This window comes from Eubacterium sp. OM08-24, from assembly GCF_003438075.1.
Classification (GTDB): domain Bacteria; phylum Bacillota; class Clostridia; order Oscillospirales; family Acutalibacteraceae; genus Ruminococcoides.
On the sequence record NZ_QSTA01000006.1, the window covers coordinates 64,003 to 80,760 of the forward strand.

General features: G+C 34.5%; 9 protein-coding genes. All 9 read right to left on the bottom strand.

The window, feature by feature from the left end; genetic code table 11:
* Positions 1 to 71 precede the first annotated feature (71 nt).
* The 9 genes from DXC23_RS09360 to DXC23_RS09400 all read right to left on the bottom strand — a co-directional run bounded on the left by DXC23_RS09360 (position 72) and on the right by DXC23_RS09400 (position 16,741).
* Entirely contained in the window at positions 72 to 1,550 is a 1,479-nt protein-coding gene (locus DXC23_RS09360) for a dockerin type I domain-containing protein (protein WP_117705846.1), read from the bottom strand.
* 26 nt (positions 1,551 to 1,576) lie between these two features.
* The gene (locus tag DXC23_RS09365) at positions 1,577 to 3,859 is read right to left on the bottom strand and encodes a dockerin type I domain-containing protein (protein WP_158552543.1); all 2,283 of its coding nucleotides are present in this window, start codon (positions 3,857 to 3,859) and stop codon (positions 1,577 to 1,579) included.
* An 85-nt stretch (positions 3,860 to 3,944) separates the two neighbouring features.
* Complete coding sequence (locus DXC23_RS09370; RefSeq protein WP_117705848.1) at positions 3,945 to 4,316, bottom strand: DUF5640 domain-containing protein; 372 nt, start codon at positions 4,314 to 4,316, stop codon at positions 3,945 to 3,947.
* Positions 4,317 to 4,405: 89 nt separating this feature from the next.
* The gene (locus DXC23_RS09375; protein WP_117705849.1) at positions 4,406 to 5,968 is read right to left on the bottom strand and encodes a cohesin domain-containing protein; all 1,563 of its coding nucleotides are present in this window, start codon (positions 5,966 to 5,968) and stop codon (positions 4,406 to 4,408) included.
* Positions 5,969 to 5,986: 18 nt separating this feature from the next.
* A complete protein-coding gene (locus DXC23_RS09380) occupies positions 5,987 to 9,451 on the bottom strand; it encodes a leucine-rich repeat protein (protein ID WP_117705850.1) in 3,465 nt (1,154 codons plus the stop codon).
* 11 nt (positions 9,452 to 9,462) lie between these two features.
* Positions 9,463 to 10,323: a cohesin domain-containing protein gene (locus tag DXC23_RS09385; protein ID WP_117705851.1), complete on the bottom strand. Its 861-nt coding sequence runs from the start codon at positions 10,321 to 10,323 to the stop codon at positions 9,463 to 9,465.
* 15 nt (positions 10,324 to 10,338) lie between these two features.
* Positions 10,339 to 13,689, bottom strand: coding sequence for a leucine-rich repeat protein (locus DXC23_RS09390; protein WP_158552548.1), 3,351 nt, complete (start codon positions 13,687 to 13,689; stop codon positions 10,339 to 10,341).
* Positions 13,690 to 13,709: 20 nt separating this feature from the next.
* Positions 13,710 to 15,056 carry a penicillin-binding transpeptidase domain-containing protein gene (locus DXC23_RS09395; protein ID WP_117705853.1) on the bottom strand — a complete coding sequence of 449 codons (1,347 nt, stop codon included), beginning with the start codon at positions 15,054 to 15,056 and terminating at the stop codon, positions 13,710 to 13,712.
* On the bottom strand, positions 15,053 to 16,741 hold the full coding sequence (locus tag DXC23_RS09400) for an O-antigen ligase family protein (RefSeq protein ID WP_117705854.1): 1,689 nt from the start codon (positions 16,739 to 16,741) through the stop codon (positions 15,053 to 15,055). Before DXC23_RS09400 ends, DXC23_RS09395 begins: the two co-directional genes overlap by 4 nt.
* Between the last annotated feature and the right edge of the window lie 17 nt (positions 16,742 to 16,758).

The window sequence follows — 16,758 nt, forward strand, 5'->3', positions numbered from 1 at the left end:
TTCACTCCTTGGTTTTTATCTTTTGCGGAATAGAAACTAAGAACATGTTAAATTCCTACTCCATATATTTCTTATAAAATTGATAAGGTTTCATATCCCTGCCATTTTGCCAAGTGGCGTGTAAGAATCATTCTGTCCTTCGCATTGACCTCACCATCTTTATTTACATCTGCAGATGTCATATTAATATTTTCATAGCTCAACCATTTTGCAAGATAGCGGGTTAACATCATACGATCTTTTGCGTTGACTGAGCCGTCACCGTTAGCGTCACCGGAAGAAAAAAACTTCTCGTCTAAAGCAATAAATTCAAAACCGTTGATATTAGCATATTCCTCGGAAGCAGTATTTTTATAACCGTAAATTATAAAGCCTTCTCTCTTATAAGAATCAGATAAATATCCTAATGCTCTTTGGCCAATATATAAAACACTTTTTGGAATTGTTATGCTAGCCAAATTTTCACAAGCAAGAAATGCTCCATCTCCTATTTCTTTTACTGTATCAGGTAATATAACCCTATTGATATTAGAATTTCCTCCTATCAGAGGGTGTAACTGAGCGAAATATGCACCTATTGAGGTGACTTTGTTTCCATTAATTTCCGAAGGAATTTCAAGCACTGAAGGGTACATCTCTCCATCATATTGATAAATTTGCATTCCATCAAAATCATCTAATCTATAACTATACAAACTGTTTCTAACCTTAACACTGTAATATCTAGGGGCACTTCCTGTAAATCCTGCCTCAACTTCATAATACTCCTTTCCATCAGAAACCATAGCGTTCATATGTCCTGAACCAGCTCCATAATCTTTACTTCCATTTCTTTTCCATGCTTGTAAACCTGCACTTTTTGACATATATATTATAGCGTCTGTTGAAGCCCAACAATCTCCACCTCCTGCAATAATCAACCCTGCATAAGACGAATAACCATCATCGTAATCTCTTTCTGCTACAAATTTAGCGATGATATTAATTTTCTCATATGTGGACATATCGTTTTTTATATTCTTCGACACATAGTCATCCATTATTTTTTCTGCATATACATCAGAATAATCAACTACATTAACTTTAACCTCAAACTCTACATCATCAGCACAGACAATGATTGTACTTTCTCCATACTCAATATCCTTGGTTATTTTTGTCGGTGTTTTGTTAGGTTCCTCAACAGTTGTACCATAATTACCATACCAATAGTATGTATTAATTTTAGGTGTAATTAAACCATTGCTTGATATGTTCACTTTCTCATATCCATCAACATAATAAGATATCTGGTTTGCCCCACTAACAATAAGTTGAAAAGAACTATTAAAATTTGACGGAATACTGATGTATTTTGCAGCCCAATCTTCTATCGCATATATTGTTACATCTGTTGAATTAATACTAATATTCTTTTTTACATCAATTTGTGTTGCATCAGCCATTACACCCGTTGCAGCTCCTGCTATAACGGATGTGTTAATAACCACACTTATAATGATTGTTGCTGAAAACAAAATGCTCAATACTCTTTTTAAATTACATTTCATAAGATTCCCCTCCTGTAAAAGTAATTTTATTTATTATTTGGTAAAATTTCATATTCCTGCCATTTTGCCAGATGCCGTGTAAGAATCATTCTGTCCTTTGCGTTGACTTTGCCGTCATAATTCACATCAGAAGCCTGATCATTTATGATTTTTATGCCATTCCATTTTGCAATGTACCGCGTTAATGTCATCCTGTCCTTTGAATTTATCACACCATCATTGTTTATGTCTCCGAATGTATACGAAAGTTTTTTGCTATTGACAATTTCACCTGATTCATCATCAATCATTATGTTATTGACAGTATTCTCAACATTGTTTTCAGAAATATTATCAAATTCATACGATTTAACATTTGCTGCATTTATATATGTATCAGATTTTATCTCTATTGTATTACTATTATCACTCACAGATGTATTTCCGCTTGCTTTACCTGAAACTCGGATAAAATCTTTTTCGCTCTGCGTTTGTAAAGCAATATCGAAATCATAGTTTCTACCCTCAACCGTTACGCTTTTACCATTAATAGTGAATCCATCTGAATAATTTGAGCAAATATAAAATCCTCCGGAATATGTTTCGCCGATAATCTCACAGTCATTTTCTAAGTTTGAAAACACAAATTTTGAACTATTATTAACGGTAATATCCCATGAACAAGTATTATCCAGATTGTCCACCAATTTACAATCATATACATTCATATTACCGTTATAGCTGCTTCCATCATATTCAAGATACTCACCCCTATCATTCACCACTTTAAATGTTTTGTATGCAGTAATATTTAATTGAGTGGTATTACTTGCAGAAACAGGCTCACTTCCTTTTACTACCGAAATACTGCTAAAATTTTTTCCACTGTATAATTTATCAATATCATAAACTTCAAGATTAGTCCAAATGTCACTAATCATATATCCAAGCGCTTCACCGTTAGCATCTGTAAATGTAAAAGAGCTATAATCTGAAGATATTTTAAAAATAAAGTACCTTACATTTGGATATGTATTCTCATCATAGATTAAGATTTCATGCTCGTTTGTGCTATCATTATAGTTGTATCCACATACTACAACGCTATGTCCGGACACATCATTGTTATGCTTATAGCTAAATGAAAGTACAAAAGGCTTTTTCTCATTCTGGGAACGTTCAGCATCCTGTTTGAATTTTTTTAGAAAATCTGACAATCTTTTATTGAGACTTTGAGTATGCCATCCGTTCCTTTCAACAGAATAACTTTCAGCACCATTTGCTGTAAGTTGAGTTAACTGATAATATGTAACTAAATCCTTGAATCTTCCTTTATCACTATCGTACATAGAACCTAAGCCCCAATAATTGCTAGTCTGTATGCCATTATTCAAAGCTTTAAGATCCAAATTTCCGTTATTTGCATAACACATACTCAAAGCTATTCCATGACACACTCCTCCTGTTTCTCCAGAATAAATTTGATCATGAATTCTGAAAGTACTATCCCAAGTATTTAAACTATCCCAATATAATTTGTGTCTATAATTTTTGTTATTAACATGATAAGTAGTAGCCTCATGCAAATACTGATTTGTATCTTGCTTAAGTTTAAAATAGTTATTATCGCTATAATCATTATAACTAAAACTGCTATAGGAATCTAATAAGGATTCTCTCTTTTGTGAATATGTGTAAGAATCCCAGTCACTCTTTGTAATAAACTTTGATTTTAAATTTGCATCTACACAGTTTTTCAAAATGTTTTCATTTATAGTATTATACTCAGCTTCTTCAATGGCATTAAAACCAGAAGAATTACCATAACCAACAGCACCATCGTAATAAGTAAAAATATTTTCGTAAGTAGTGAAATTCACTTCCTTATAATTTGATGAATAATAATAAAAATTCAGAGTGTTATTAGTATAAGTTAATTTGTAATTACCACACCATCTATCTGCAGCAAAACCAGCAGCACAAGTGTTCATTCCTGTAATAAAATATTTATCATATAATTTATTATAATAATATTTTAAGCTATAAACATTTAAGTACTCACCATATTTTTTACCGGTTATCTCATGTATGGAATCATTACTATAGTAATAAATTCTTACAGAATGGTTATCCATTGTACCACCGGCTTCCTGAACAACTAATTCACATTTTCCGTCAAAATCCAAATCTAAAAATTCAAATCCCGCCTGCATTCTTATTGAATTACTTGTTAGAGGTAACCAAGAAGACTCATTACTGAGCAACTTATTAATAAAATTATTACAATAATCACTTTCACTTGAAGCACTTACTGTTATTACTGACAACATTGTAATTAACACAAGAACAATCACTAATATAATAGCTATTGATTTTTTACTTTTTTCATTTCTATTCCTCCTCGTAAATTTAATTTCAATTTTCTTTTGTCAATTCAAAAGTTCCCTTATTTTTATCTTTTGACAAAAGTGTTAATTTGTTTTCATCTATAATAAACTCATAAGTCGAATCCTGTGCAGATTCACTTACAAAATCAATTTTTATTTCATCATTATTTATAGTGTAATTAAATTCATATTCTGAGTCTGAAACAGCCATTTTACCGTTTCCTCTGCCGTCAAAAGTATATTTTGTAACGCTGTCCAGTTTCCATATTCCAATTAGTTCATCGGAAGTAACTTCAATCTGACTGCTAATATCCTGATTATTCCTGCAACCGCACGAAAATGCAAAAAATAATACAACCAATGCTAAAACACATACAGATTTAAAATTTGTCAATTTCACAACTTACTCCTCTAATATAAAAGACGGACGATGACAGAAAATCCGCCACCGTCCGCTAATCATTTTTCTAATTCAAGAATAATGTGGTATTATTTTGTGGATTTATTTTTTCTAAAGTAGCCATAAGCATAAACAACCGCTGAACAAAGCATTAATACAACAGCAAGTATAACTGCAATATTGCTATTTCCAGTCTGAACAGTGCCATTATCCGAAGAAATCACTGAAGAAGTTACAGTATCGGATGTTGACGAGCCTTTGTCTGGCTTTGATGTAGCTGATTCCACTGTAGTTGGTTCAGTTACAGTAGGTTCAGTTGTAACAGGCTTAATAGCCGGAATTTCTTCTGTTTCAAGAACTGTACCGCATACTGTACATTCCTTATGCTGACTGCCCTTTTCAGTTTCAGTAGCTTCCTTATCAACTATCCAATCTGAAGGGGTGTGTGCTGCTTTGATAATTACACTGTCATGGTCTGTAATCTCAACAGATGCCGTAGCATCCTCAAACCACTTTCCGCAGCCGTCACAAACATAGTATGCTTTCTGACCATCCTCTGTACATGTTGCAGCAAAGCCCTCAACTAATGTAAGCTTATGTGTATGTCCGAGTGCAGGAGTGATTACATATCCGCATTCTTTACAAACCTCAGGTTCATACTCTGTTGCAGGACCACTTGAAGTATGCTCTGCAAAATCAAGCTTGTCTTCACAAACTGTGCACGCATGCCAATGTCCTGTTTTATCCGATTTCCATGTGGTTGTATCGTAGTTGTGGTCTGCAAGTTCACCATACTCAAAGGTTTCAGTATCACTTGCCTGTCCACATACAGAACAGCTCTTGAAATAAACAGCTTTTGAAACGCATGTTGCAGGAGTCTTTAAGTATTCGTCAGCAACTTTTTCTGTATACTGATGAGGAGCATATTCGCCGTATTCCTGACCACAAACATCACATACAGCTTTCTTTGTACAAGTAGCTTCGCCACCGTGATGAGCAACTAGCGGAAGTTGTTCAGCTTCTTTTGTTGTTTCAATAGTTGCCCCTGCATCCTTAAAATACTTTCCACAGCCTGCACAGTAGTAATATTCATTATTACCGTTTTCTGTACAGCTGGACTTCTTGGCAGGAATCAACTCTGTTTCGTGGATGTGTTTGCCCTCAATCTGAATATTGCCACTTACTAAATCAAAAACAACATTATCCATATCAAAGTTAAGGATATCCTGGTCAAGACTTATGGTTGTAGTGCCTGTCACGGCCTCTTCTGAAACCTCAAAGGTTAATGTTGCAAGAACGCCATTAACTTTAAAGTTCTCCGGAGCGGTATCATTAACCCAGCACAAACCGTAAGGGCTTGTTGTATAATTGTCGCTGTGAGTAACTCCCGACAACAAACCTCCGTCCTTCACCTCTTTGAGCTTAAGTACATCAGCATCGTAATTCACATACAGATTAGCCGATACCAAGCCCGGGTTGTTTGACATCGTGATTGTAACATCAACGGTGTCGCCTGCTTTTGCTTCTGTGCTGCTTACAACGATTGACGGTGCGTCTTCCGAATCAGCAAACGCTGTAAAGCATACTGCCTGAGCCATCAGAATACAAACTGCCATAATCACTGCAAATGCAGCTGAAAGTTTTCTCTTCATCAAACTTTCTTCCTTCCTTTAAAATTTATCAAAAGGTAGGGTTTCATAACCCTGCCATTTTGCCAAGTGTCTTGTAAGAACCATACGATCCTTAGCGTTTACATCACCGTCGTTGTTTACATCAGCAGCGGTCATATCAATGTTTTCATATCCACTCCACTTTGCAAGGTAGCGAGTCAGCATCATTCTGTCCTTTGCATTTACTTCACTGTCATTATTAATGTCACCTAAAACACTCTTTCTCGGCGATGCAACAACATAATCGCTGAAATGCTCAGTATAGAACTTCAAATATCCGTCTTTATACACTGCTTGCATATCAGTCAGTGTATTATCTGATTCAACACGATAAACCTTTGCGTTTTCATCTTTACAAGGAATGCTTACCTCTGCCATTCCCTCATGCTGAACCTTTTTCCCGTTTTTCGACAATGTAATGTCATACACATTCAAAATGCTCTTGTTATTGTCAAATAAGGACTTTATTTTATCAAGATTTTCTTTATCTGAAATCTCTTTTACAACAAGCTCAGCGTCAGCTTTTGCGATAACTCCTATGCCACTGTTATTATCTATATGGTTATAATTCTTATTGTCCAAATCAATAAATGTAAAACCATTTTCATTTGCATAGGTTTCTGCGGCGGTTCCTGTTTTGCCCATGATGGTAAAATTATCATACGGATTAAGTTCCGTCCTGTATTCTTCTTTATTGAAATATGAATTATAGCCAAATGAATATTCGCCAATCCTTTCAACACTGCTCGGAACAGTAACGCATTTTAGGTTGGGGCAGTTAACGAATGCACCACTACCATAAGAACTTATACGTTTCACACTATCGGGAATATTAATATAGCCGAGTGAAGAACAATTTGCAAAGGCACTGTACATTATTTGAGTTACTGAATCCGGCAAATCAACGCTTTTTATTGCCTTGTTTCCCTCAAATGCAACCTGACCGATAATATCGGTTCCACTTGGAATTGATATATTCTCTTCCGTATTACCTTCAGCGTAATAAATCAACTTATTTATTAACTTATTATCATATTTTTTCTTTGCGACGAGCATACCGTCGACACTATAGTAATATTCACTTCCGTTTTCAACCGTAAGATTTTTAAGCGAAGTACAGCCTGAAAAAGCATCCTGCACCACAAGTTGAGTTTCTGCCGGAACTGTAATACTTTCAATGCTCATACAATCACCAAACGAGCGTCTGTATATTTTTATTACGCTTTTTGGAATTGTAATATTTTTTAGCTTTTTACAGCCATCAAATGTAGATTGCAATGCTACAATTCCATCGGGAATATTTGTACTTTCAAGATTTTCACAATATGAAAATGTATCAAGCAATGCACCTGTGGACTTTGACGGTAATTTTGCAGTTTTCAAACTTATACATTTGGAAAATGCCGACCAACCAATCGATGTAACACCGTCGGGAATCTCTATGCTTGCAAGGCTTGTGCAACCGCAAAATGCTTTATTACCAATATACGTAACACCGTTAGGGATTGTTATACTTTCAAGGCTTGTACAATTCTCAAAAACAGATGAACCAATCGAATTGACGCTGTCTGGTATTACTACATTTTTTAAATTGACGCAGTCTGAAAATACATCGTTTGAAATTACCTTAGTTCCTTCTTTAATTTCAACATCAGTAGCCTTCGTTTTATCTCCTTTATAAGCATACAAAACTTTTCCTATATACAACAAGCCGTCTGGCTGATTGTTGTACCATGCTGTATCATCAAAAGCATCATCACCAATCTTCTCAATGTTAGAAGGAATTTGTAAACCTAATAAATTAGTGCAATTCTCAAAGGCTCTATCACCAATTTCAGTTACACTTTCAGGGATTGTTATACTTGTAAGGTTTGTGCAACCGTAAAATGCACTATCGCCAATTTCAGCAACATTTTCAGGAATTGTTATGCTTTTAAGGCTTGTACAATCACTAAATGCGTTACTACCGATACTCTTGACATTACTTCCGAGTACTACTCGCTCAAGGTTACTATTGTTATTAAAATCACTTGCAACTTTAGTTACTTTGTCACCGTAAATGACAGTTTTAACTGAATTTTCAAAACTAAAGTTAAAATAAACATCTTCATCATCATTTGAAGCAATAGCATTAAAATATACGGTTTCAAGATTAGAACAATTTTCAAAAACGTCCCAACCTGTTTTCGTTAATTGCTCGGGTATATTAATTGATTTAAGATTTTCACACGCATTAAATGCATTATGACCTAAATATGTTATATTTTCTGAAAGCTTAACATCTATAAGAGAATCACAATCATAAAATGCTTTTTCACCGATGTATGTTACAGAATTGGGAAACTCTACATTTATAAGATTGCTGCAATAACTGAATGCATTATCACATATGGACTTTGTTCCGTCTTTTATTGAAATTGATGTGTTTTCCGGCATCCAACCTTTATATTCATAAAGGCATTTATTTATGTAAATAACTCCATCTTCTTGATTGTTATACCAAGAAGTATTATCAAATGCATCATCACCGATAACACTAACACTATCGGAAATTTTGATATCGCTTAGATTTTCCGCATAGCCAAAAGCCTCCTCACCAATAGATACAACACTATCAGGAATTTCTATACTCTTCAAATTATTGGCTGTATAAAAAGCACCGTCCAATATTTCATTTACTGTTTCAAGGATAGAATAATTTGCTTGTTTTTTACCTGCAGGATATAATATTAGCTTGGTCTTATCTTTATTGAACAAAACACCGTCAACACTTGAATATGTTTCATTATCCGAAGAAACATTTATATTTTCAACACTATTGTTTTCCCAGCACTTATCGACCCAACCGACAACAGGAAAACTCTCAATTGATTTTGGAACATTAAGATTAATCAAATTACTGCATTTATAAAATGCGGCAAATTCTAAATTATTAATGCCCTCCGGAATTTGATATGTAGTGTTACTTTTTGCTCTCGGATATATAATAAGGCTATATGGGGCCTTTGTTTCATAATTCAGAGAAAACAATACACCGTCTATATCACAATAATCTTCATTTTGAGCATTTACAAAGATATTTTCAAGATTGTCATAGTTTTTAAAGACATAGTCCTTTATATAGCTGACACCTTCGGGTATAGTAAAACTTTTAATCTTATCAGTGTTTTCGGAATAATATAGTTCATCAATTGCCACTACTTTATAACCATCAATTTCGGAGGGAATAATAACATCAGTATCACTTCCGCTGTATTCGGTTATTCGTGCAACATTATATGACTGCTCGGTATCCCCGTCATATCTCTCTACCAACTCATACCCAAAATCACCGCTTGTATAAGTTTCACCTACACTTTCACTGTTTGTTTCTGCTGCACTTGCTGAAAAAGGCAGAGATGTAAATACACCGAATACAGTTATTATCGCAAGTAAAACTGAAACAATTTTTCTCTTTTTAAACACTAATAATCACCTCATTTTTTTCTTGTGCGTTTGTAATATACAAATACTGCTGTTAATATAATTGCAGCAATAAGGATTACCGCAATTAATATAGACACTGTTTGAACTACTCCTCCCCCTTTATTTGTTGCTGAATCAGATGTTGAAGATTTTTTAGTATTACCAACTAAATCGCTTGTAGATAAAACAGTTGCATCATAATCCTCTGATTTTTCATTTATGTCGCTTGCATCAGAGTCTTTGACTTCAGACTGATTTACGCTTTCATTATTTTTTGATGCTTTATCGGAATCATCGACCGAATTTACATTTGAATCAGAATTCGATGCCTTAGATGTTGTTTCCGGCAAATCACTATCTTTTGACTGTGATGAACTACTGATTTCAACTTTACCGCTTATCAAATCAAAAACTACATTCTCAACATCACAATTCAAAATATCCTGTTCAAGACTGATTGTTGTGCTGCCGGGGTTAGCCTCCTTTGAAATTTCAAATGTAAGTGTTGCGAGAACACCATTGACTTTGAAATTCTCTTTAGACAAATCATTCACCCAACACAATCCATATGGGCTTGTATAATTGTCGCTGTGTGTTACTCCTGAAAGCAAGCCGCCGTCTTTTACTTTTTTTAGAGTAAGTACGCTCTCGTCATATTTTACATAGAGATTAGCCGAAACAAATCCCGGATTATTTGACATTGTTATTGTCACATCCACGGTATCTCCTGCCTCTCCCCGAGCACTGTTTATGACAATGCTCGGGTTTTTAGAAGATACTGCAAAGCATATAAACATATTCATTGATATCAAACTGCAAAAAACCATCGCAAAAGCAAATATGTGAATTATATTTTTATATACCTTATTCATTACTGACTCCGTTTTTTACTTTGTATACGGAAGTGTTTCATATCCACTCCACTTTGCTATATGCCTTGTTAATATCATTCTGTCCTTTGCGTTGACAGCACCGTCGTTATTTAAATCTGCAGCGGTCATATCAATGTTTTCATAGCCTGACCACTTTGCAAGATGACGAGTAAGCATCATACGGTCTTTTGCATTGATTTCGCCATCGCCGTTAGCATCGCCAAAATCAATAATTATAGTCGGATCAATATATTCACATTTTAGTTTGTCATTGTCTTTAGTATTTTGAACATATTGATCAGCTGTTGAACCCTTTGCGCAACAGATAATTGCATCAAGGTTTTTAGTACACCATTTTTTTGTAACCTCAGAAACAACCGGTATCCAAGGTTCAGTGGTATACCCAATTGCATAATCTTCCAGCTTAACATTTGTTCTGTTGATTACAATTCTTTCAGTCCCACTATTGGCAAAAGCAAATGATTTGATTGTCTTTACAGAGTTTGGAACAGTATATTCGCCGCTGCTCTGTTTTGGACAATAGATTAGCTCTGTTTTGTTTTTATTAAACAGTACTCCGTTTTCGCTTGAATAAAACTTATTATTGGGATCAACATTGATTGATGTCAGCGATTCACAACCCAAGAAAGCATAATCACCGATTTGTTCAACGGATGCAGGAATTGTAATTTCTGTGAGTGATGTGCAGCCATTAAAAGCAAGGTCGCCGATTCTTATCAAGCTATCTGGCAAAGAAATAGTTTTGATATTCTCAGTTGCTCCGCAAAAAACATTAAACAAAGCCCCGTCAGCAATAGTTTTAGTACCTTCTTTTATGGTAAGATTTTGCGGAGCCGACTCGCCTTTGTTTCTCAGATAGATATGGTCAAGATATACTGAACCGTCGGGCTGAGCATCATACCATTTTGTGCCGTCAAAGGCACAGCTTGAAATTTTGAGAACAGTATCAGGAATTTGAATATCAGAAAGTTCTGAGCATCCGCCAAATGAGTTATATGCTATTTCTGTAACAGTTTTTCCTGCGTGGAAGTTTCTAATCTTGGAGTATCTAAAACTGCTATCGCCATAGTTTGAAATATTCTCACTCGGTGAATAATTTTTAAGTGGGCAGCAAATAAAAGCACTTTCACCGATTTCAACATTATCGCCTTTAATTTCAAGGTCATTTAGATAGTTACAGTTTTCAAAAGCTTTATAACAAATTTTGGTAATATTTTTTGGTATAAAAACATTATTTAATGCAGTCTGAGCAAATGTGCAGTCCTTAATTTCAGTTAATCCAGAACCTAAATTTATACTTTTTAAATTTTCACATAAACAAAAAGCAGATGCACCAATTGATTTAACATTATCAGGGATGCTAACATTTATTACGGGTGTTAGTTGAAATGTACCCTCTCCGATTGTTTCAACACTTTTTCCAATTGTTATTGTTTGTACTTTAGAGCTTGCAAAAGCATAGTCATCAACCGATTTAACCTTGTCAGGAATTGTAATTTTTGCTAATCCGCTTTCATAAAAAGCACTATCACCAATTGCTTCCAAATTATCAGAAAGTGAAATATCTTTTAGAGAAGTACACTTGGCAAATGCCTCGTTACTGATTTTTGTTACATTGCTCGGCAAAGAAACATTATTAAGAGAAGTACAACCTCTAAATGCACTATATACAATATCTGTTACATTTTTGGAGATATTTACATCTGTAAGATTTTTACAAGCGGCAAAAGCTTTATCGGAAATTTGTGTAACAGAATCAGGCATAGTGTATTTACCGCCCTTTGTTTTATTACATAAAACAACTTTAGTCATATCTACTGTATATGTAACGCCATCAACTGTCTTGTAATATTTTGATTCATCTGCAAAAACTATGTTAATATTGTCAGATTTACTTTCGGTAATTGCATCAATATTACTAACCGATGCAGGTACTGTATGTGATTTAGATTTTCCATTCGGATAAACCACCATAGTATCAACTGCACTATTATATACAACACCTTCTATAGATAAATAATTCTTATTGTTTGAAGAAACATTAATTTCGCTTAAATTATAAAGACGCATAAACATTTTAGCGCTAAGGTATTCAACTCCACTACCGATTGTCAGGGATTGCAATGAACTACAGCCTTCAAATGCGTCCTCGGAAATCGTTTTTACGGAATCAGGAATAGTAATGCTCTTAGCATTAGTATCAAAATGATATCCCAATGAAGTAATACCAATAACCTTTTTTCCTGCTATTTCTTCTGGAATTATGATATCTTCATCTTCAAGCGTACAATTGGTAATATAAATTCCGTCATTTTGTGCCACAAAATCAAAACCATAGTCAGGTATAACTTCAGCATAACCTTTTGCGGTTGCTTTTCCCAAGTGCACTATAAATTCGTTTTCTTTACCAATCTGCCAGTCACCTATTATTGAAATAGTAGGATTATCATCGTAATAATCACCTGAATTTCTTTGCTCAACCCTTCCACCTTTATATGTAACCTTGTATACAAATTTTAATGCACATTCATAATCCCAGCTATCCTCTTTTTCCTTTACAGGGTCAACACTTAGTATTTCAATTGAGGCGTAGGGACTTTCTTTGATATTACAATTAAAAGATGTCTCAAAGCCCAAAGCCTTAGCTACGACTTTGTGAGTGCCAATATCCCATTGGTTTTCATAGCTTTGGTCATTTTCAAAATCAAAATAATAATAATTATTTTTATATTCAAAGCCGCCGCTTGTTATTTCAGCTGATGTTCCGTCATCAAATGTGACTGTACCGTTAACATCAAAATAACTATATTTATACCATTCAACATACTCGTCCTTATCATAATCATATTCTTTGGTATAATATCCACTTGTACATTCGACAATGTCAATGTCATTAATTTCTATACTTTTAACAGTAACAGGCGGTTTAACAATATTAACATTAAAGGTTGTTTTAATTCCCTCAAGCTCGGCAGTAACCTGATGAGAACCAAGTCCCCACTGATTATTTACGCTTTGAGAATCCGTAAGATCAACATCATTGTCGGATATCCAAGCATAGTCTATATCAACTGTCGAACCGTCTGTTAATGTAGCTGTGCCGACAATTTTGCTACTATAGTCATAATTGTACCATTTAACATACTCGTCCTTATCATAATCGTAGTCTTCAGTATAATATCCATTTGTAAATTGGATAATTTCTATATCGTCAATACTAAAGTTCTTGAAATCTGTTTGTGATGCTGCATTAGTTATCGGGATACTGCTCATCAGCAAACACGCCATTAATGCGATTACTGTTACTAATTTAAAAATCTTTGTTAGTTTGTGTTTTTGTCTCATAAAAAAGCCTCCTAAAAACTTTATTGATGAATTTTGCATTTTTCTATAATTTCATCTGCAAAATAATATCCCATATCAACCCGTTTGCAATTCTCGTTGCATAACAAGCCACTATCCGCACAATAGATTGCCTGTTTTATTTCTCTGCATTTCGGGTATTTTACGCTTTCATCAAGCTTTAACTCTTGCATAATACTTTTGAAAATCTGTGGTGAATAGTTATCTACTAAGCTTCCTCCGTGCCACACAGCACAACTGTACTGCGGAACAAATCCAACAAACCAATGACAGTCATTTGCTATTCCCGTACCTGTTTTTCCGCCAACTTCAATATCATCCATTTTTGCTCCTGCACCCGTTCCGCCACTCTGCACTACACCTTGAAGCAATTCGTTCATAATAAATGCCGTTGGCTCACTGATAACCTGTTTATATTCATCTTTTGCTGTAAAAATTACTTCTCCGTTGCTGTCAGTAATTTTATTTATGGATTTTGGTATGTAATATTTTCCTCCGTTTGCAAAAATCTGATAATATCCTGACATTTCAACAGGTGATAATCCCTTATAAAGATAGCCCATTGCCATATTGCCTATAACATCGGATTCATCTGAATTTATCGCCTTTTCATATTCATACTTTATATCCATATCAAAGTTCTTTCTTAAAAATTGAATTGAATTTAAAACACCATAATCATCAAGGCACTTAACTGCTACAGTATTTAATGATTCTTTTATCGCCTGATATACAGTTATATTTTTATTGTAATAAATTCCTGTTGCATTTTCAGGCCAATCACTTTTCTCTCCATCCTCATTTTCAACTTGTGTATAAGGCGAATCTTCATATACCTTTGACCAATATGCCTTACCGCTTTCTATAGCAGGAGCGTATACGCTTAAAGGCTTTAAAGAAGAATATGGGGAAAATCCGGTTATAGCAAAATTGCTTTCTTCTTTAGATTCACTGCTATAAACAGCACATAAACCGCCTTTTAAATTTGTCACTGCACAGCCAAAAGGAATCTCCTTAACATCAGATTTGTTATATGCTGTCTCTATAGAAGAAAATATTTCTCTATCGAGGAAAGTATCAATTGTATAGCTGTTTTTAAATAATAATTTCTCTGCTTTTTCTTCATCACAACCGTTTATATCAGCTATAATATCAATTGCTTCATTAATTACCAATTCGGAATAGGAACTATATTCTGAAGACTTTTCAAGTTTTGCAGAGCTAACTTTCGCAAAAACCTCACCTTTGTTATCTTTAAGCGTTATCTCTTTTGTCGTACACGAACTAAACATAAACAACGTCAAAAGCAAAACTATCAAAACAGAGAAAAAAACAAGATTCTTTTTCATTTTATATTTCCTCCTAAATTTTCTGCATACAATAAGATATCACCCGGAAGCTGTGTATTTGGTTGGTCTGCAATCTTTTTGCCCAATTCGCTAAGTCTGTAGTCAAGATTTTTAACCTTGTCTACCGTCTTGAGCAATTCTTTTTGGCAATACTCAAAACTATAACTGTCACCTATTTGTTGATACAGATAACTTCCCTGAATCAACATATAACAATATTCTTCATATTCTTCGTATGAAAACGGAGCAATTTCAAAAACTTTATTTTTATATTTAATTAAATTTTCAAAGTCACCCTGAGAATATGCATAACGAGCCTTTGCACTATAAGCTATCTGAACAAATTCATTCTGGGAAATTATCCTATCCGCAATTGTATTTTGAGCGAAAATATCATCCTCGGCAATTAGCAAATCAACTTTATTCTGCGTGTTGCCCGGGAACATTGAGTCGGCGGCTTGATTAAAGCCAAAATGCGCAAGTCCCAGCGCAACAGCAAAATACAGTGACAACAGACCAGTGATTACAAAAGAAAATACAAAAACTGCTCCCTTTTTAAGTTCAAGCTGTTTGCCATCGTTATAATCGAGAAACAGCAAAAGTATAAAGAACATTGAGATAAACTGCAAATCAAAGTCAAACAAACAATGCAAAAAAATTGTAAGCAAAATAATCCTTTTACCCGCCGAGTTGCCCTTGCGGAAAAACGATTTTATAATTCCCACTACGAATAATAGGCAAGGAATCCAGCCAACATCAAGCAAAAGCTGTAAAAAGTCATTATGAATGAACATAACCGAATACACACCAGTCTGAATTGACTGCTGAATGTAGTAATAACCCATATATCCCAAGCCAAACGGATGCTTTAAAATAACAGGGAATGCATCTGCATAATAAAGCAATCTGCCAACAAAGGTGCTCTCACCAAATGAAATAGTAAAATACCTTGAAAAAATCTCATTGCTTTTAAGCAATGGTAACAGTAAAAGTACTGCAAGTACAAGAGCCGCAAGAACTGTGCAGAGAATAATTTTGTTTTTTCTGCCCTTTCTAAAAAATATAATTAAAACATTTGAAAAAACAGCTAAAATAAATACTGCACGACTACCGGTAAATAACAGAAGTATAATAAGAAGCAGTACAAAAACTATGTCAATCGGTTTTAGTTTTTCTTTGCTTAATGCAGTAAGCTCGCCTACAAGCAAAAACAGTGCAAAGGTGTTTGGATACTGTAAGAAGCCTGCCATTCTCTCCGACACAGTAAAATAATCCTTAGTTATAGGAATATACATAAGCACAAGCGAAAGCACTCCCAATATAAGTGCTATATAAGGTAACAAAGCTATTAGACGTTCCTTTATTCCTTTATCTTGCATTAACAAAAGCATATACAATAGCACCGGCAGAAATTTGAGAAAACCGACAAATGCCATTCCGGAATCAATGGCATAGAAACAGGAAATCAAATAGAACAGCGTAATAACCGCAATAGAAAGACTCGTTATATTTATGTTAACAACCAAATTCCTGTTTCGGGCAATTTTAACAATCAGCAAAACCGAAATTATAGCCGACAAAACACAGCCGACATACTCGTTGAAACCACCCGATAATACCAACGAAAGCAACAGAACCCACTCCGCCGCATATGTACCTGAAAAGAAATTTTTTATTTTACCCATAATTTTCCTTTTAAAAA

Coding starts and splice junctions, on each gene's coding strand:
- DXC23_RS09360 (WP_117705846.1), bottom strand. CDS start 1,550: ATGAAATGTAATTTAAAAAGAGTATTGAGCATTTTGTTTTCAGCAACA.
- DXC23_RS09365 (WP_158552543.1), bottom strand. CDS start 3,859: ATGTTGTCAGTAATAACAGTAAGTGCTTCAAGTGAAAGTGATTATTGT.
- DXC23_RS09375 (WP_117705849.1), bottom strand. CDS start 5,968: ATGAAGAGAAAACTTTCAGCTGCATTTGCAGTGATTATGGCAGTTTGT.
- DXC23_RS09385 (WP_117705851.1), bottom strand. CDS start 10,323: ATGAATAAGGTATATAAAAATATAATTCACATATTTGCTTTTGCGATG.
- DXC23_RS09390 (WP_158552548.1), bottom strand. CDS start 13,689: ATGAGACAAAAACACAAACTAACAAAGATTTTTAAATTAGTAACAGTA.
- DXC23_RS09395 (WP_117705853.1), bottom strand. CDS start 15,056: ATGAAAAAGAATCTTGTTTTTTTCTCTGTTTTGATAGTTTTGCTTTTG.
- DXC23_RS09400 (WP_117705854.1), bottom strand. CDS start 16,741: ATGGGTAAAATAAAAAATTTCTTTTCAGGTACATATGCGGCGGAGTGG.